The sequence below is a fragment of the Bartonella sp. MR30HLJHH genome (genome assembly GCF_042194195.1).
In the GTDB taxonomy this organism is placed as follows: domain Bacteria; phylum Pseudomonadota; class Alphaproteobacteria; order Rhizobiales; family Rhizobiaceae; genus Bartonella; species Bartonella grahamii.
This window is the reverse complement of record NZ_JBHIMO010000001.1, coordinates 152,309-171,383: the sequence shown is the minus strand read 5'-3', so window position 1 is coordinate 171,383 and position 19,075 is coordinate 152,309. Positions and strand designations below refer to the sequence as shown.

Annotated in this window: 10 protein-coding genes; all 10 read left to right on the top strand. The window is 37.4% G+C overall.

The features are described 5' to 3' along the window. The first annotated feature begins 1,293 nt into the window (after positions 1-1,293). The 10 genes from gyrB to ACFIKR_RS00640 all read left to right on the top strand — a co-directional run bounded on the left by gyrB (position 1,294) and on the right by ACFIKR_RS00640 (position 19,054). Positions 1,294-3,726 carry a DNA topoisomerase (ATP-hydrolyzing) subunit B gene (gene gyrB / locus ACFIKR_RS00685; protein WP_375658433.1) on the top strand — a complete coding sequence of 811 codons (2,433 nt, stop codon included), beginning with the start codon at positions 1,294-1,296 and terminating at the stop codon, positions 3,724-3,726. A gap of 118 nt (positions 3,727-3,844) precedes the next feature. Then, positions 3,845-4,627 carry a bifunctional demethylmenaquinone methyltransferase/2-methoxy-6-polyprenyl-1,4-benzoquinol methylase UbiE gene (gene ubiE, locus ACFIKR_RS00680; RefSeq protein WP_375658432.1) on the top strand — a complete coding sequence of 261 codons (783 nt, stop codon included), beginning with the start codon at positions 3,845-3,847 and terminating at the stop codon, positions 4,625-4,627. A 1-nt stretch (position 4,628) separates the two neighbouring features. Continuing rightward, positions 4,629-6,215 carry a 2-polyprenylphenol 6-hydroxylase gene (ubiB, locus tag ACFIKR_RS00675; protein WP_375658510.1) on the top strand — a complete coding sequence of 529 codons (1,587 nt, stop codon included), beginning with the start codon at positions 4,629-4,631 and terminating at the stop codon, positions 6,213-6,215. A 68-nt stretch (positions 6,216-6,283) separates the two neighbouring features. Then, on the top strand, positions 6,284-7,705 hold the full coding sequence (gene coaBC / locus ACFIKR_RS00670; protein ID WP_375658431.1) for a bifunctional phosphopantothenoylcysteine decarboxylase/phosphopantothenate--cysteine ligase CoaBC: 1,422 nt from the start codon (positions 6,284-6,286) through the stop codon (positions 7,703-7,705). A 1,863-nt stretch (positions 7,706-9,568) separates the two neighbouring features. Continuing rightward, a complete protein-coding gene (locus ACFIKR_RS00665) occupies positions 9,569-10,288 on the top strand; it encodes a sulfate transporter family protein (protein ID WP_375658430.1) in 720 nt (239 codons plus the stop codon). 1,004 nt (positions 10,289-11,292) lie between these two features. Continuing rightward, complete coding sequence (gene accD / locus ACFIKR_RS00660; RefSeq protein WP_375658429.1) at positions 11,293-12,213, top strand: acetyl-CoA carboxylase, carboxyltransferase subunit beta; 921 nt, start codon at positions 11,293-11,295, stop codon at positions 12,211-12,213. Between the two features lie 4 nt (positions 12,214-12,217). Continuing rightward, entirely contained in the window at positions 12,218-13,537 is a 1,320-nt protein-coding gene (locus tag ACFIKR_RS00655; RefSeq protein WP_375658428.1) for a bifunctional folylpolyglutamate synthase/dihydrofolate synthase, read from the top strand. Positions 13,538-13,579: 42 nt separating this feature from the next. After that, a complete protein-coding gene (locus ACFIKR_RS00650) occupies positions 13,580-14,578 on the top strand; it encodes a complex I NDUFA9 subunit family protein (RefSeq protein WP_375658427.1) in 999 nt (332 codons plus the stop codon). 579 nt (positions 14,579-15,157) lie between these two features. Continuing rightward, the gene (ahcY, locus tag ACFIKR_RS00645; RefSeq protein ID WP_375658426.1) at positions 15,158-16,555 is read left to right on the top strand and encodes an adenosylhomocysteinase; all 1,398 of its coding nucleotides are present in this window, start codon (positions 15,158-15,160) and stop codon (positions 16,553-16,555) included. A gap of 33 nt (positions 16,556-16,588) precedes the next feature. Beyond that, the gene (locus tag ACFIKR_RS00640) at positions 16,589-19,054 is read left to right on the top strand and encodes a PAS-domain containing protein (RefSeq protein ID WP_375658425.1); all 2,466 of its coding nucleotides are present in this window, start codon (positions 16,589-16,591) and stop codon (positions 19,052-19,054) included. Positions 19,055-19,075 lie beyond the last annotated feature (21 nt).

The following is a 19,075-nucleotide window of genomic DNA, read 5'->3' as shown; positions in this document are numbered from 1 at the left end:
CACCAAAATATCTGGCGTTTAATAAATAAAATTCTTGCTATTTATAAAAAGTAATTTGAGAGAAAGGCGATTTGATTTTTTAAATATAAGAAATAAGCTGTATATACTTTAGTGGCACACTCCATTTTATCAAAATATCAAAACCATTTTCTTGCGTATCACAACCAGAGGGAGTATACAGACACTATTAAAGAAAAGAGTAAAAATACCCTTCAAATGCCGAGGGGTTTCTCAACATTAAGGTTGCGTCAACATTTAAGAGCTGGAAAATAAAATGATGCTGCTGGTTTGCACCTTATTGTCAATATGGGCAAGATAGGGGACGTGAATCTTGTAGTATTCACAGGGTATTGTGCGTTATACTATTTAAACATCGTTGTAAAATGAGTTTAGGAACATTGAGAGATGTTTCTTAAAAAAGCGCGTGAATAACAGCGCAATGGGGCTTTGTTTTAAATAAGGGACGTAACCTCCATTACAGGAATGAGAAAAACAAAAGCGTAAGACAATGCGTCATCACCACCATTCTTTAAAAACATCGCCGTAGACGTTTTTAAAAGTTGTAAAACTGAATAAAAGAACGATAGTGGAAACGTGTTTTTACATTTACGCCTTTATATTTTCCACATTTTAAAGATGACACAAACCAATATACCCAATATTTTCGCCTCAATCTAATATATAAAAATTTGAGCTGCTTAGAGAGCTCGTAACCTTTGTTTTAAATATACGGCAGCATTAGAATTGAAAATTGATTTATGGATAAAACAAGTAAGACCTTTGTTAGTCTAACACAAAAATGTATAACTAATTTTGAAACATTACGCATATGCAAAAATAAACAAAATAAATAGCATCATTATTGTAAAGCTTAATTGACCTCATTCCCACACCTCAAAGGAAAAGGATTCCTACTAGCGTTGATGTCTAGACAGTCCTGCTTCTCTCGACTAATTCTTTGGGGCTATCCACTCATGCAATTTACTTAACTAAAGGTTATACAAATAAACCCTGCTCCGAATATTCACCACACACTTTAAAAATACTTAATGTATCAAGGTAGTGCTTACTTTCCTTATATCACCATATCACCGCCCTAAATGACGGAGTTTTACGACATAACAGTACAATCTCATTTCATCATTCTCTTCATTATATATCGACAGATATTGAATCTAGTTCTGATATACGGTAAATGTTTAATGTGGTTATTCCATAAATAACTGATCAGAACATTAAGCTTTAAAAAAGCAGATAGAATATTGTAAATTGAACACAGGAATGGACTAACTTATGAGTGATGAAATAACCTCAGCGGCACAAAGTGATGATTATGGCGCTTCTTCTATCAAAGTCCTCAAAGGTCTTGATGCTGTACGCAAACGTCCTGGTATGTATATTGGTGATACTGATGATGGATCGGGTTTACACCATATGGTCTATGAAGTTGTAGACAATGCTATCGATGAAGCTTTAGCCGGTCATGCTACTCTTGTAAACGTCACACTCCATGCTGATGGTTCTTGTTCTGTTCGTGATAATGGACGTGGGATTCCAACAGATATCCACCCAACAGAGGGTGTTTCTGCAGCTGAAGTTATTATGACACAGCTTCATGCCGGCGGAAAGTTTGATCAAAACTCTTATAAAGTTTCAGGTGGATTACACGGTGTTGGCGTCTCTGTTGTGAATGCATTATCCGTTTGGCTTAAATTGCAAATCAGACGGAATGGTAAAATTCATGAAATATCATTTACCCACGGAGTGGCTGATGCTCCATTAAAAGTTATTGGCGATTGCGATAGAGAAAGTGGAACAGAAATCAGATTTTTACCAAGTTCTGAAACTTTTACTATGGTTGAGTTTGATTTTGAAACTTTGGAGCGCCGTTTACGGGAATTAGCCTTTCTAAATTCTGGCGTTTATATTCTCCTTGTTGACGAGCGTCATGCTGATACTAAATCAGTTGAATTACATTATGAAGGTGGATTAACGGAGTTTGTCAAATATATTGATCAATCAAAAAAAGCCCTGCTTGATAATCCTATTTACATTGCAAGTGAAAAGGATGGTATGAGCGTTGATGTTGCCCTATGGTGGAATGATTCCTATCATGAGAAGGTCTTGTGTTTTACCAATAATATTCCTCAGCGTGACGGTGGAACTCATTTGATAGGTTTTAGAAGTGCCCTTACGCGCCAAATTAATGGCTATGCTGAATCTTCAGGTATTGCTAAAAAAGAAAAAGTAAACTTAACCGGTGATGACTGCCGTGAAGGATTAACAGCTATTCTTTCTGTCAAAGTTCCTGATCCAAAATTTTCTTCACAAACAAAGGATAAGTTAGTCTCTTCTGAAGTGCGCCCTATTGTTGAAAGTTTGGTCAATGAAGGTCTTTCAGTATGGCTGGAAGAACATCCTCATGAAGCAAAACTTCTCATTAGTAAAGTGGTAGAAGCTGCAACGGCACGTGAAGCGGCACGCAAAGCACGTGAACTCACAAGACGAAAAGGGGCGCTTGATATCACTTCTTTGCCAGGAAAGCTTGCCGATTGCCAAGAACGTGATCCTGCAAAATCAGAAATCTTTATTGTCGAGGGGGATTCGGCTGGCGGTTCAGCAAAAAGTGGGCGCTCACGTCAAAATCAAGCAATTTTACCCCTTCGTGGTAAAATTCTCAATGTTGAACGAGCACGTTTCGACCGCATGCTTTCATCTGATATGATTGGAACACTTATTACAGCTCTTGGAACGTCTATCGGTAAAGATGAATTTTCACCGGATAAATTACGTTATCATAAGATTATCATCATGACAGATGCGGACGTTGATGGAGCCCATATTCGTACTCTGCTACTCACTTTCTTTTTTAGACAAATGCCCGAGTTGATTGAACGTGGACATCTTTATATTGCTCAGCCTCCTCTTTATAAAGTATCGCGTGGAAAATCTTCCCAATATATTAAAAATGAAGCAGCATTTGAAGAATTCTTGATCGATACTGGATTAGAAGAAACAACGCTTGAGCTTTCAACGGGAGAAGTTCGTGCAGGAGCTGATTTGTATCAACTCGCTAAAGATGCTCGTATATTACGTCAACTTTTAGATGGTCTTCATACCCGTTATGACCGTAATATTGTTGAACAAGCAGCAATTGTTGGCGCTTTTAATCTTGAAGTCTTTGCAACACAAGAAAAAGCGCAAAAAATAGCAGATACTATAGCACACCGCCTTAATCTGATTGCTGATGATATGGAACAAGGTTGGAGTGGACAATATACAGCAGATGGAAACTTATGTTTTGAGCGTATTTTGCGTGGTGTTAAAGATGTTGTTACGCTTGATGTGGGACTTATAAATTCAACTGACGCACGCCAAATTGATCGCATTTCCCAAAATTTTATCGACATATATCATCCGCCTGTTCTTTTACGTCGCAAAGATAAAACAGAGCGTATTTTTGGTCCTATGAGCCTCTTAGATAGCATTTTTACAAATGGTAAAAAAGGTATTACTCTTCAACGTTATAAAGGTCTTGGGGAAATGAATGCTGAACAGCTTTGGGAAACAACGCTTGATCCTAATGCACGTTCTCTTTTACAAGTAAAAATTAATGATGCAACCGATGCAGATTCACTCTTTTCTCGTCTCATGGGTGATGAAGTTGAACCTAGACGTATTTTTATTCAAGACAATGCCCTAAGCGTTGCCAATCTTGATATCTAAAGGTACTCTTCTGTTTTTTGGCTGTGTAAATGTCGCAGTTTTATACGTTTTTTTTCGTATTTGAACATTCCCTCTTTATTTCATTTACGATAAAAGAAAAATAAGGAAGGTCATACACATGGCAGTTGAAACAGAACGTGTAGGAACCAAGGGGGGCATGGAGCACTCTTTTGGTTTTACAAGAGTAGATGAAACACAAAAACAATCCATGGTGGATGGTGTGTTTCATTCTGTTGCTGAAAATTATGATAAGATGAATGATATCTTATCATTAGGGTTACACCGTGTGTGGAAAAATTCCATGATTGCTTGGCTTTCCCCACCAGCACTTTCTCATTGGAAAGTTCTTGATGTCGCTGGCGGTACAGGTGATATTGCTTTTCGTATTCTTAATGCTTCACGCCAAAAAGCCCATGCTACAGTGCTTGATATTAACGGCTCAATGCTCAACATTGGCAAAAAACGCGCACAAAAAAATGGTCTTGCCCCTCTGATTGATTTTGTTGAAGCCAATGCAGAAAATCTACCTTTTGAAAATCAAAGCTTTGACGCTTACACTATTGCTTTTGGAATTCGCAATATTCCTCATATTGATCAAGCTCTTAGAGAAGCTTTTCGTGTTTTAAAGCCCGGTGGACGTTTCTTATGTTTAGAATTTTCAAATGTCGAGATGCCTCTGCTGGATAAAATTTATGATCTTTGGTCTTTCCATGCTATCCCTAAGCTGGGTCAATTTATTGCAAATGATGGCGATGCTTATCGTTATTTGGTTGAATCTATCCGAAAATTTCCTAAGCAAGATGATTTTGCCTATATGATCAAGCATGTGGGATTTTCGCGGGTATCGTACCGCAATCTCACCGGTGCGATTGCAGCACTGCATTCAGGTTGGAAAATTTAAAATGGTGCGAATTTCCCCTTACTTTCAATTGATGCGTGCAGGATGGGTTTTAGCACGTGAAGGTGTTTTAAGTGCTCTTCCTCATGATGATCTTCAAGGATTTCCAGCACTATGTCATCGTATAGCAAGTGCATTAGCACGACGCAAAACGAAAAAAAAACAGCGATCTGAAAATATTTCGTATGCCATTAATAAGCTTGGACCCTCTTACATAAAACTTGGTCAATTTCTTGCCACAAGACCTGATATTGTTGGGCGTGATATTGCGGAAGACTTGTCACAACTACAAGATCGTGTCCAAACATTTTCTTGCACTGCCGCTGTTGCTCAAATTGAAAGTTCTCTTGGTCGCTCTATTGATGATTTATTCATAAACTTTTATCCCCCCATTGCTGCCGCTTCTATTGCTCAAGTTCACCCAGCTGAATACAGTGATGAAACTGGTCATAAAAAAAAATGTGCTGTAAAAGTTATTCGTCCTAATATCAGAGCACGTTTTTCTAAAGATCTTAGGGGATTCTATCTCATTGCTCACTTACAAGAGCGCTATATCCCTGCCTCTCGAAGGCTTCGTCCTGTTCGTGTGGTAGATACTTTAGCACAAACAACACGCCTTGAAATGGATTTACGGTTAGAAGCAGCAGCTATATCTGAAATGGCTGAAAATATTCAACATGATACAGGCTTTCGGGTTCCACGTATTAACTGGGAACGAACAGGACGTAATGTTCTCACAATGGAATGGATTGATGGTATTAGAATATCCGAAACTTCCAAACTCAAAGAAGCAGGATTTGATTTGCAGGCGCTTGCCATTACGCTTATTCAATCTTTTCTTCGTCATACATTGCGTGATGGTTTTTTTCACGCCGATATGCATCCTGGTAATTTATTTGTAGATGCAAAAGGATGTATTGTCGCTGTTGATCTAGGCATTACAGGAAGGCTTGGCAAAAAAGAAAAGCATTTCCTTGCTGAAATTCTTTACGGCTTTATTACTCGCGATTACCATCGGGTTGCACGTGCCCATTTTGAGGCAGGTTATGTTCCTTCACACCATAATATTGAAAGCTTTGCGCAAGCCAACCGCGCTATTGGCGAACCAATTCACGGACAATCAGCACAAAGCATTTCCATGGCTAAATTGCTCACTTTATTGTTTGAAGTCACTGAATTATTTGACATGCAAACGCGGCCTGAACTTTTATTACTGCAAAAAACGATGGTTGTCGTGGAAGGTGTTGCCCGCACATTAGACCCCACTTTTAATATGTGGAAAGCTTCTGAACCTGTTGTCAAAGAATGGATTAGTAAAAATTTAGGACCCTTAGGCGTTGCAAAAGACTTTAGTGAAGGAGCGCAAGCTCTCCTTTCGCTGGCACGCAAAACACCACAATTGGTTCAAAATTTCCAACGGATAGAAGAAGATTTCAATCAAATGAGAAAAACAGGTTTTAATCTTTCTCCTGCCACCCTCAAACAACTTGCTGTCGAACAAAGTCGTAGAAACCGTTATGGTCGTTATAGCCTTTTCATCATTGCGCTTTGTTGCGTTTGTCTCACTTTTTACTTTTTTCATCTTTTCTAATTTCCTTAATATGCTAAAAATATCAACGATGAAATCATTGAAATCATTTTATTTCTTGGAGGTATTTTATGGCCAGTATTACTATTCGTAACCTGTCTCCTGAAACCAAAGAAGCTTTGCGCATACGTGCCGCGCAAAATGGTATTTCTATGGAAGAAGAAGTCCGACGCCTTTTAAGCAATCCCACTCCTCTCACCACACAACTCTCTCATACTAGTGCTGTTGAAGTGCAATCATTGAAATCAAAATCTCTCCTTCTTATTATTGGGGGAAGTATTGCATCCTATAAAGCACTTGATTTGATTCGCCGTTTACAAGAACGTGGAGCACACTTAAAAGTTGTGATGACAAAAGCAGCGCAAAAATTTATTACGCCTTTAGCTGCTGAAGCTTTAAGCGGTGGTACTGTATATACTGATTTATTTTCACGCGAAGAAGAACACGATATTGGACATATCCGATTAGCACGTAATGCTGACCTTATTATTTTAGCCCCTGCTACAGCCAATCGCATTGCAAAAATAGCCAATGGCATAGGAGATGATCTGGCTGATTGCGTCCTTTTAGCGGCACGCTGTCCACTCTTAATTGCACCCGCTATGAATCCGTCCATGTGGGCGCATCCAGCCACTATTCGCAATGTTGCACAATTGCGCGCAGATGGCGTTCGTATCATTGGGCCAGAAATCGGAAATATGGCTGAACGTGACGAGATAGGATATGGGCGCATGAGCGAACCTTTAACGATTGTCGCTACCATAGAGGCTCTTTTGAATGTGCATGAAAAACCTCTCTCTGACCGCCATTTCATCGTTACCTCTGGCCCTACCCATGAACCAATTGATCCGGTGCGTTATCTTGCTAATCGGTCTTCAGGTAAACAAGGTCATGCCATCGCAACTGCTCTTGCGCATTTGGGTGCAAAAGTAACACTTATTTGTGGACCTGTTAATCTTGAAGACCCACAAGAAGTAAAAACCATTCATGTTGAAACAGCACAACAGATGTTACAAGCCGTTCAAACCGCATTGCCTGCTGATGGTGCCATTTTCGTTGCCGCTGTTTGTGATTGGCGCAGTCAAACACAGTCTTTACACAAAATTAAAAAGGATGCTCATAAAATACCACTATCCCTTCATATGGCCGAAAATCCTGACATTTTAGCAACGATTGGACACGCTCCAAATCGCCCCTCATTGGTCATTGGTTTTGCTGCTGAAACATGTGATATCATTGCCAATGCGCAAAAAAAATGTGTTGAAAAAGGAGCTGATTTCATTCTTGCTAATGATATTTCTCTTCAACTAGATGGTACAAGTGTCATGGGTGCTGATACAAACCAAGTTTATCTCGTGAGTAGGGAAAAAGTTGAACAATGGCCCCATATGAGTAAACAACACGTAGCGCAAAAATTAGCAAACATGATTGTATCATTTTTTGCCCCCCAGACACTTACTCCTAATGAGGAAAATATACCCCATTTCAAATAATAACTCTTCAAACGCGTTGATATTAAAACACCTTATAAAATAGAACTAACAATAGGTGTCTATCTATCTCGATTAGTATACAATATTTTGATTTATAATGATAATCTAGCGTTGTTCATATTAAATTAGAATCCCGAATATCGTAAGATTCTCTCATTTCAAATCTCTCTCATGTTGAATCAATAAAAACCATTTTCTTGCACGTTGCAAACAAGGATAGCCGTATGAATACAAAACGTTTAAGAAAAAACTAAAAACGCTTATAACGGACCGTCTCAAGAACAAAGGGCTGTCGAGCAATACTGAGAGAATGATGGTGCCCGCCGTGCTCTTTTATTAAGCGTAAAGATAGTGGTGCCCTATAAGTTTTATATTATTCACGAGAGCTTTACCCTTATACCATTCACAGGCACTGTTGGGAAATGGGTGTGACGAGCGTTGGGAAATATTTCTTTAAAAAATTCCATTTTACCCATAGCCTTCATAAAAAGTAGGATCTATTTCACCACTGTCTCCCCAGCTTATAAAAAATAAGCTATTATTCACTTTGCCTACCATCAATTTTGAGAAAGCTCTTGCACTGGATAAAATTTATAAAAGCATTTTCTTTCTTCAATGTTTTTATCCCCATATTGGTCCTATTTATGGTGTGCAAATAAATGATTTTGATTGTTTCATGATGAGAGCAGCTAATGAGAAAATATGACAGCTTTATTTGGAGCTCTTATTCACCATGAAAAATAATGTATAAATCAATGTATTATAACATCTCAATGCAATTTGAAGAATATCTCACACTGACGCTTATAAAGAGTGTAGACAAAATTCATTGCACCCCTGTCTATAAGTTTATGAAACTGATTCTTTTATTATTTTCCTCAGTGATCAGTCTTTAAAATTAAATCTGTGTGTCCTCTCTCTAGTATACAAAGACCACAAAGACTAGAATTCGATCCATAATATCCTCACATTGTGGTGTTTCATGAGAAGCATTTTATTCCTTTATCGAAAGCTTTGTATCCATACAGTTGGTCTCACCTATAATGTTCAAGTAAATAATCTTTTGATGTTGAATAGAGGCTTTGAAATTAAAGAATATTTCTATATTTTGGATTCTTATTCAAGTTGAAAATGACCAATTCCCTCCATAACTTAGTGGTGTTATTATCTAAAAATTATTTGATACAGTGCACCACTTGTATGAAAAGTGCTTCAATGAGTTCTTACTTCATTGCACTTATAGCTTTTAAAATTCAAAATCTCATCATTTTTAATTATCAGTGGTGCCTCCCACTCTTTGGCTTCTTCTCAAGAAATTACCCTTCCATGGGATATGGACAGTCAATCGCCTAAGCTTATTTTTTCCACTTCTATCATATTAATCATTCTGTTGCCCAAATCAGAATATCTACAAGCTACTACGTTACTCCTATTCCATTGAACTCAATATGTTTTGAATAAAAGCGAGAGGCAAAAGCATGCCGCCAAATAGTATAAAAGTACAGAGTATCAGGAATTGTGCAAAACAATTAAGCACGTAGATAAACGAAATTAGACAACTCTACTGAATAAATAGAAGTCAACAACTTTCCTCCCAACTAGTTCTTATTCCTTAATTTTTCACATATAAATGCAATAACCTACACTCTATACAAAAATATTAAAAATTTCTTCTACAACAGCTGCTTTTTAAATTCTTCTTGATTTTTAAAATTCAAACTTTCTTTTAAACAAAGAAACCTTGGTCATTTTTTATAATGTTCTTGAAAAGAAATCTTGTAATTCAAAAAAGAAAAAACTACACCGTACATTCTTTAAATATATTTCTTGTTTTTTTTGCTTCTTTCCTTAGTTTATTAATTTATGATTTTTACTGCTGCCTATCGTGCTTTACAACGTCTTCTGACCTCGCAATATAGTATTATGATACTGAAAGCATTGGGGATTACTTTTTTCATTCTCGCCATTTTATGGTTATGTGTGCACCAACTTTTTATGTCTTACTTTTGGCCTTGGATTGCTCAGTTTTTTCCTGGACTCCCTAGTTGGGCGGGATGGATTGGTTTTAGCATGCTTATCATTTTTAATCTTGGTTTGGCTCTTTTGTTGGCTTTTTTGATTGCACCAATCGCAGCTATGATTGGTGGTTTTTTCATTGACTCTGTTGCTGAAATCATTGAAAAAGAGGATTACCCAAACGAGCCTATTGGACAAGCTTTGCCGTTTCAGCGTTCTCTTATCATTTCCTTTAAATTTGTTATTTTAAGCCTTCTTGGTAATGGAACTGCTTTTATTTTATTCTTCATACCAGGTATTAATTTAATCGCTTTTTATGTTATTAATGGTTATTTGCTTGGTCATGAATATTTCTTGTTTGCTGCTTATCGTTTTCGAACAGAACAAGATGCACGTGCTTTTTTACATACTCATTACACAACGGTTTTTAGTGCAGGATTATTGATAGCGCTTTTTGTTTCGATTCCAATTCTTAATTTAGCAACACCGCTTTTTGCAGCCGCCTTTATGACATATTTACACAAAATGCTTTCCCAAAAGACCATGGCACGCATTACACAAAAATAATGTTACTTGACTTTAAGGCTAATAAAACTTGCCAGCCCAAAAAGCATAATATAAAATTTTATGCTTTATCTTTTATTAAAGTAATATATTGATTTATAACGATAATTTATTGTTTCACAACATGAGTGAAAAACCTAAATATCATGAGGCTTTCTCATTTTAATCCTATTCATATTGGATTAATTGAAATCGTTTGTTAATATGTCATAAACGGAGGTGGTGTGTGGATAAAGGTACTTTCAAAAAGGCGTGAAATACCTTTTATGAATCCTCTCAATGCAAACATTATCGTCACATTAAAACTGGAAAAGAGTATGATGATATCGATTTGTACCTTCTATTTCAGTAAAATGAAGAGCATAATGTATTTTATACCATTCATGAAGAGTATATGCTCTTCTGAGAACCGTCATAAGAGAGTTTTGGAAATTATTGAAAAATGTCTTTGTAAAACAAGCACATGAATGAGTAATATAATAGCATTTTTGAGGGTATTCTATTTTAAGGGTATTCTATTTTAATTGTGAAAAGCGCGCGCTTTAAAGAAACCTTTTGAAAAAAATCTTGCTCTGATGTTAGCGTTTCGCTAATATGGTGTTATCATGTGCATTATCTTAAATGGATTATTTTAGCCTTATTAACGCCTTATATTATAAGGTTTCTTTTCTTCAAAACCGTTGATACAAATGATTAATTGGATATTCATTTTTATTAAAAAATAAGGGGTTTGTTAACCATCGCAAGGAGTGAATTTTAATACCAAAGTAAAAAATAAAAACATGTAAGTTCTTAAACTTATGAGAAATTTGTTATAGGGTATACTCTTCATAGATATGATTGTTATGATATTGGAAAAATTAAAATTAAAAAACAAGCTATACGTACACTGATAAAAGTATTAAATAGACTCCTTTGTTCTACCGGTAAAGCAAATTTGACTGCTTGGGTTCATATTCTTTCAAATCATGCGAAAGATGTGTAATATTTAAAGGAAGGTTATAAAGATGAACTGGATTACAAATTATGTTCGTCCTAAAATTAACTCTATATTGGGGCGCCGTGAAATTCCAGAAAATCTATGGATTAAAGATCCTACCAGTGGTGAAATGATCTTCCATAAAGATCTGGAAGCTAATCAATTTGTAGCTCCCAATTCTGGCCATCATATGCGTATCAGCGCTAAAAATCGTCTTATGCATTTTTTTGATGGTGGTGTTTATACAGCTCTTGAAAATCCAAAAGTTGTAACAGATCCTTTAAAATTTCGTGACGAAAAACGCTATATTGACCGGTTAAAAGATTATCGTTCTAAACTTGGTGTTGATGACAATATTTTAAGTGCACGTGGTACGATTGAAGGCTTACCAATCATTGCGACCGTTCAAGATTTCGCCTTTATGGGTGGATCACTCGGTATGGCTTCAGGAGAAGCCATTATTAAAGCTTTTGATACTGCCATTGCCGAAAGGCGCCCGTTAGTTCTTTTTTCTGCTTCTGGTGGCGCACGCATGCAAGAAGGAACACTCTCGTTGATGCAAATGCCTCGTACAACCGTAGCGATTGAAATGTTGAAAGAAGCAAAACTTCCCTATATTGTTGTGCTGACTAATCCAACCACCGGTGGTGTTACTGCTTCTTACGCCATGCTTGGTGATATTCACATTGCTGAACCTGGCGCTATGATTGGTTTTGCTGGTCCACGTGTGATTCAACAAACTATACGCGAAACCCTACCAGAAGGTTTTCAAAGTAGTGAATATCTGCTCGAACATGGTATGATTGATATGGTTGTATCACGTTTAGAAATGAAAACAACAATTGCGCGTCTTTTACGTTTGATGATGAAACGCCCTGCTGTTTTTGACCCTTCCGATCCATCCCCAACAGACTCTCAAACATCGCTTTCTACGACAAAAGCGGCTTAAATTTATGCAACAAAACCAGATACAAAGGGTGGTGGATGATTTACTAAAAAATTATCCGAAAAAATTTGATCTTTCTTTAGAGCGTATTATTCACCTTTTAGAGCGTCTTGGTAATCCACATTTAAAACTTGCCCCTGTTATTCACATCGCTGGAACAAATGGCAAAGGATCTGCCTCAGCGATTTGCCGTGCTCTTTTAGAAAGTGCAGGATACTGCGTTCATGTCTATAGCTCACCTCATCTCGTCAACTGGAATGAACGCTGCCGGTTAGGTCAAAAAGGAGGTGGTCAACTTGTTACAGAAAACCAATTGGCTGAGACAATCCGTGAAATTATAAAAGTAAATCGTCAAGAGCCGATTACTATTTTTGAAATTTTTACAGCCGCTGCCTTTATGCTGTTTAGTACACATCCAGCTGATGTTGTCATTTTAGAAGTTGGGTTGGGAGGGCGTTTTGATGCTACCAATGTCATTAACAAACCAGCTGTATCGCTTATTATGCCCATTGATTATGATCATGAGAACTTTCTTGGAAACACAATTGCTCAAATCGCTTTTCAAAAGGGGGGAATTATCAAACCAAATGTTCCAGTAGTCATCGGGAAGCAAAATTATGAAGAAACTCTTGCTACTTTAATACCCCTTGCCGATAAAAATAAAGCACCTTATTCTCTATTTGATCAAGATTATCAAAGTTATAAAGAACATGGACGTATGGTTTTTCAAAACAATCAAGGTCTCATGGATCTTTCACTTCCTAACCTTATTGGAAACCACCAAGTTGCCAATGCTGGCGCATCTCTTGAAGCAGTTTGTCAAGCAGGTTTTCAACTTTCAGAACAAACCATAAATGACGCTTTGAAAAATATCTATTGGCCCGCACGGATGCAACATCTTATCCAAGGACATTTGGTTGATCAACTGTCTCCTAATATTGATTTATGGTTAGACGGTGGTCACAATCCTGCTGCTGGAAAAGTTATTGCGGCAGAACTTACACAATGGAGAAAAAAAACAGATCGTCCCATTATTATGATTGCTGGCATGCTCAATACCAAAGATGCTGTCGGTTATTTTCGTTCCTTAGCGAACCTTGTCGATAAAATATATACGATACCGCTGATTAACAATAATGCCAGTATCTCTCCAATAAAATTAGCTGAATCAGCGCAAAAAGCAGGAATCTTTGCTACTCCACAAGCACATCTACAAGATGCTTTGCATAAGATTAGAGCCGAATATAAAGAGGCAATTGTCCTTATTAGTGGTTCCCTTTATCTTGCGGGCGATATTTTACGTGACAATAAAACACCTCCATGCTAGAAATTGATTATTTTAAAGCTTTGAAAGATAGACTTTTTAATCATGCAACTTGATTGTGCACTTTATCAACATCCTAAACTTATTACTGTTTTTGGCGGATCTGGTTTTGTAGGACGACATGTCGTTGAAACTTTGACTAAGCGGGGATATCGCGTTCGTATCGCTGTTCGTTATCCACAAAAAGCTTATTACATGCTCCAAATAGGAGAAGTAGGACAAACCCAAATGCTTAAAACGGATATCAAGCATCGTGCCTCTGTTGCACGCGCGTTGCTTGGAGCTGATGCGGCAGTGTTTTTACCTGGTAGCTTAAAACAAGCAAATCAATCGAATTTTAAAAACACACAAATTGATGGTGCTTACAATGTTGCTGAATTAACAGCACAAGCTGCTATTCCACTCATCTATATGTCAACACTTGTAGCTAACGAGAATGCTTCATGTCTTTATGCACGTGTTAAGTTTATGGGTGAACAAATCATTCATAACAAGCATCCTCAAGCAATTATTATCCGTCCATCCGTTATCTTTGGACCAGAAGATTGTTTCTTTAACACCTTAGCAGATTTATCACGTTTTTTACCAATTATGCCTCTTTTTGGGGGTGGGCAAAGCAAATTGCAACCCGTGTATGTTGGTGACGTTGCTGAGTTTATCGCGCGCGCTTTAGATGGACAGGTTGCTTGGGGAAAAAATTATGATCTTGGTGGTCCCCAGATTATCACCTTTCAAAATACTCTTGAAAATATACTCAAAATTATTCACCGTAAAAAAACAATCCTATCCATGCCCCTTTCTGCTGGTCTATTGATTGGAGGAATTTTGGGAACTATCGGTAAATTTCCTTTTGTACCAACACTCGTAACAGCCAATCAAATACGTTTTTTGCAAATGGATAACATTGTTTCTAAAGAGGCTATAGAGAATGGATATACTCTAGAAGGTGTGGGAATTACCCCCAGAGCAATGGCTGCATTCTTGCCAAGTTATCTTTGGCGATTTCGTCCACATGGTCAATTTTCGCAAAACTTATTTGTCTAGAATAAATTTTTCCAGAAATGAGTTAATTATTTGATTTATAATTTATAGCTCGTTGTTAGCGGTTTTAAAATCAGAGTGCTCAATAGAGTAATGTCTTTGCATTTTTAATGCTCTATTCAGTATCACAAAAAATGTTTAATCGTATATCTATAGTATTTTGATAAAAATCGTTGAAAATAGGAGAAAAGCACTCCCTATAAACTGTCTTTATCCAAGAGCAGATGCAACATTGGAATCCTAAAGAACCGATTCTGAATTGCCTATTCATAAATATGATAACCTATGGCTTTGCATTATATTATTTTGGTAGAAAGCTTAATAATGAGATTAAAGTAAGGTAATACTTCCTTTTTCAACAACCGCATAAGCGAGTAGAATACAAGTATACTACTTTCGATATTATCCCATAAAAAATCGATATAAAAACTGTGAAGCAATGCTCAATTTTTATTATTTAAAAGGTATTCTCTCTGGAGATTTTAAAAGAGCTTTTTCACATAAAGAAGTCCTCTTCTTGTCTTGCATTTTTTTTTAATTTCTCCTACCGTCTTGGAAAAACTTATTTTAAAGGAATAAAGAATGGCAGCTCAAGATTTTGTTGTCAAAGATATTGCACTTGCCGCTTATGGTCGTAAAGAACTTGATATTGCTGAAACTGAGATGCCTGGTTTGATGGCTTGTCGTAAGGAGTTTTCCTCTAATCAACCTTTGCGCGGAGCGCGTATTTCTGGCTCATTGCACATGACAATTCAAACAGCTGTTTTAATTGAAACATTAAAAGCGATTGGCGCCGATATACGGTGGAGCTCTAGCAATATTTTTTCTACGCAAGACCATGCAGCAGCAGCTATCGCCGCAACTGGTATTCCTGTATTCGCCGTTAAGGGTGAAACATTGGAAGAATATTGGACTTATATAGATGCAATTTTCCAATGGCCAGATGGTAATCCTTCCAATCTTATTTTAGATGATGGAGCTGACGCCACAAACTATATTTTAATAGGAAGTCGTGCAGAACAAAATAAAGATATCCTATCGCATCCCAAAACAGAAGAAGAAGAAATTTTTTTCAAACAAATACAAAAGCGTATGGATGCAACGCCAGGATTTTTTACACGACAGCGCGCAGCAATTAAAGGTGTAAGCGAAGAAACCACAACAGGTGTAAACCGTCTTTATCAGTTACAAAAAGAAGGGCTTTTGCCTTTTCCTGCTATTAATGTCAATGATAGCGTCACTAAATCAAAGTTTGATAATAAATATGGATGTAAAGAATCATTGGTCGATGGTATTCGACGTGGAACAGACGTGATGATCGCTGGTAAAACTGCCATTGTTTGTGGTTATGGTGACGTAGGAAAAGGTTCAACAGCATCTCTTTCTGGTGCTGGGGCTCGTGTTAAAGTAACAGAAATTGATCCTATTTGCGCTCTTCAAGCAGCTATGGATGGTTATGAAGTTGTTAATTTGGATGATGCTGCTTCCAGTGCTGATATTATCATCACGACAACAGGCAATAAAGATGTTGTTCGTTTAGACCATATGCGACAAGTAAAGGATATGTGTATTCTTGGAAATATTGGTCATTTTGATAACGAAATCCAAGTCGCAGCCCTTAGAAATTTGCCATGGACAAATATTAAACCACAAGTTGATATGATCACCTTTCCCGATGGAAAACGCATCATTTTGCTCTCTGAAGGGCGTTTGTTAAACCTCGGGAATGCGACTGGGCATCCTTCTTTTGTCATGTCAGCCTCATTTACTAATCAAGTTTTAGCGCAAATTGAACTTTTTACCCGTGCAGAACACTATACAAATGAAGTCACTGTTTTGCCTAAACATCTTGATGAAAAAGTTGCACGTCTACATCTTGATCGGTTAGGAATAAAATTAAGTGTTTTATCAGAAGAACAAGCCGCTTATATTGGAGTCACACCACAAGGACCTTATAAACCAAACCATTACCGTTACTAAACATTTCCTTGGGTTAAAAAAGGGAAAGATGTCGTGCGCAGCTTTGGTGACTATAACCCCAAAGAACAAGCTCAAAAAATGATTCGAATCTATGCGTATATATTTTGCCTTTTTTTCTTTTTTTCTCCAACATGCGCTGTTGCTCAGCCACTGGAAGGTTATTTACCATTTTTCTTCATTTTACTAGATGGTCCATGGCTGCTTTTAGCGCTATGTGGAGGAATTTCTTGTGCTTCACTTCTCACGTGCCTAGCTGTTATTATGCGTGCAAAAAAAACTGCACAGAAGCCTTTGAATATAATTCAGGCAAATTTTTCTGAAAAACTTAAATATTATGAATGGCTTCTAGAAGAAACCGAGCAATTCCTTCTTATTTGGGAAAATCCAACAACCCTACCCCGTGTCGTTGGTGCCCTTTCTGCATTGCAAAAAATAGGAATCGACCAGAAAGATTTTCAGCGTTTTGAGCTCTGGGTTGAAGAAAATTCTCTGCGAGAACTTGATTATGCATTGACTCAACTACGTTGTAAATGTCACCCTTTTGATCTTTCTATCACCACCACAAACAATGTATTGCTGCAAGTTACAGGAGTCATCGCAGGAACAGTCGCTATTGCTCGTTTTCAAGATATCTCAAAACAACAGAGTGAAAATGCTCGTTTACAGAAAGATATCGCCCGCCTTCTTACTGAACTGAGAATGCAGCGTAATCTTCTTGATCTTATTCAAGAGCCCGTATGGATAAAAGATTGTGAAGGAAAAGTTTGTTTTATCAATCGCGCCTTTAGAGAAATGACAGATTTTCGTGAAGACAGTGATGAAGTGGGGGATCTTTTCAATGAAAATACACAACGCAAAACAGATGAAACAGAAACAATTTTTCAAGAACATGTTCACACAGTTATTGATGGAGAACGACATCGTTTTCATCTCACACGTATTACAACAGCCGAAGGGATGGCAGCTTTTGCGCGTGATGACAGCGCATATGAAAATCTTGCTCATGAATTAAGTTATGTTCTTCAAAGCCATTGTGAAACACTTGACCAAATTTCAACAGCTGTAGCTATTTTTGATACAAACCAAAAATTAAAATTCTGTAATCATGCTTTTAAAATTTTATGGCCGTTGGAGACTTCCTTTTTAGAAAGTGAACCAAGCCATACATTATTTCTTGAACGTTTACGTGAAAAAGGGCTCATTGCTGAACACCCCGATTGGCGCGCGTGGAAAGAAGAACTTTTTAAAGCCTATCGACAAACAGAATCGAACCAACAAATTTGGAATCTTCCAGATGGGCGTACGGTGCGTGTTATCTCGAACCCTCATCCACAAGGAGGTGTCACTTGGCTTTACGAAAACCTTACAGAAAAAATTGATCTTGAACGCCGTTATAATACACTTATTAAAATACAAGGTGAAACACTTGATAAACTTTCCGAAGGCGTGGTTGTTTTTGGTACTGATGGGCGCCTTCGTTTATCGAATCCTGCCTTGTCGAAATTGTGGTCGCTTCCTTATAATTTACTGGTAGAAGGGACCCATATTACACAGTTACAAAGCCATTGTTCAGCCTTAACCTTAGGACAAGAATGGGATCAATTTACCAAATTCATTACCGGTTTTGCTGAAAAACGTGAAACATATTCAGGTCGTATAGATCTTAAAAATGATATGATTATTGACTATACTCTGGTCCCTCTTCCCGATGGACAAACGATGCTTACTTTTGTGAATGTTACGGACACTGTCCATGTTGCGCGTGCTCTTCAAGAAAGAAATGAAGCATTAGAAAGTGCTGATCGTTTGCGTAATGAATTTGTTCAACATGTTTCCTATGAATTGCGTACACCTCTCACCAATATTATTGGATTTTCGGATATTTTACGTGATCAAATTTTCGGCTCTATCAATAAACGTCAACAAGAATATCTTGGGCATATTCATTCAGAATCAGGAACTCTTTTAAATATTGTTAACGATATTCTTGATCTTGCTACCCTTGATGCAGGCATTATGGAGTTGGACATAAAATCGGTTAATATTGCAGATGCTATGATACAAGCAGTAACACGTATAGAAGATCGCCTTAATGGACGCCATATTACGCTTTTACAACAAATTTCTCCTTCCTTAAATTCCATTTCTGCTGACGAAAAACGCTTGCATCAAATTTTTGTGAATGTGCTGAGTAATGCTATTAATTTTGCAACGGAAGCGAGCACTATTGAATTTTGCGTCGATGAACAAGATGATAATATTGTCTTTAGCGTTCACAATGAAGGCTCTGATATTCCAAAAGACGTCCTTGATCGTATTTTTAAACGTTTTTCTTCTCATTCACACCATGGCGGGCGTGCAGGAGCGGGTCTTGGCCTTTCCCTTGTGAAGAGTTTCGTTGAACTACACGGTGGACATGTTGAGATTCTTACCGGTTCTGGAAAAGGAACAACAGTTAAATGTTTTTTCCCACTTCCCAAAGGAGATAAGATTTTTTAATTTCAATCTTTATTATAACAA

Excerpts from the sequence above, each read along its gene's own strand:
- gyrB (WP_375658433.1), top strand. The coding sequence starts at position 1,294 with ATGAGTGATGAAATAACCTCAGCGGCACAAAGTGATGATTATGGCGCT.
- ubiE (WP_375658432.1), top strand. The coding sequence starts at position 3,845 with ATGGCAGTTGAAACAGAACGTGTAGGAACCAAGGGGGGCATGGAGCAC.
- ubiB (WP_375658510.1), top strand. The coding sequence starts at position 4,629 with ATGGTGCGAATTTCCCCTTACTTTCAATTGATGCGTGCAGGATGGGTT.
- coaBC (WP_375658431.1), top strand. The coding sequence starts at position 6,284 with ATGGCCAGTATTACTATTCGTAACCTGTCTCCTGAAACCAAAGAAGCT.
- ACFIKR_RS00665 (WP_375658430.1), top strand. The coding sequence starts at position 9,569 with ATGATTTTTACTGCTGCCTATCGTGCTTTACAACGTCTTCTGACCTCG.
- accD (WP_375658429.1), top strand. The coding sequence starts at position 11,293 with ATGAACTGGATTACAAATTATGTTCGTCCTAAAATTAACTCTATATTG.
- ACFIKR_RS00655 (WP_375658428.1), top strand. The coding sequence starts at position 12,218 with ATGCAACAAAACCAGATACAAAGGGTGGTGGATGATTTACTAAAAAAT.
- ACFIKR_RS00650 (WP_375658427.1), top strand. The coding sequence starts at position 13,580 with ATGCAACTTGATTGTGCACTTTATCAACATCCTAAACTTATTACTGTT.
- ahcY (WP_375658426.1), top strand. The coding sequence starts at position 15,158 with ATGGCAGCTCAAGATTTTGTTGTCAAAGATATTGCACTTGCCGCTTAT.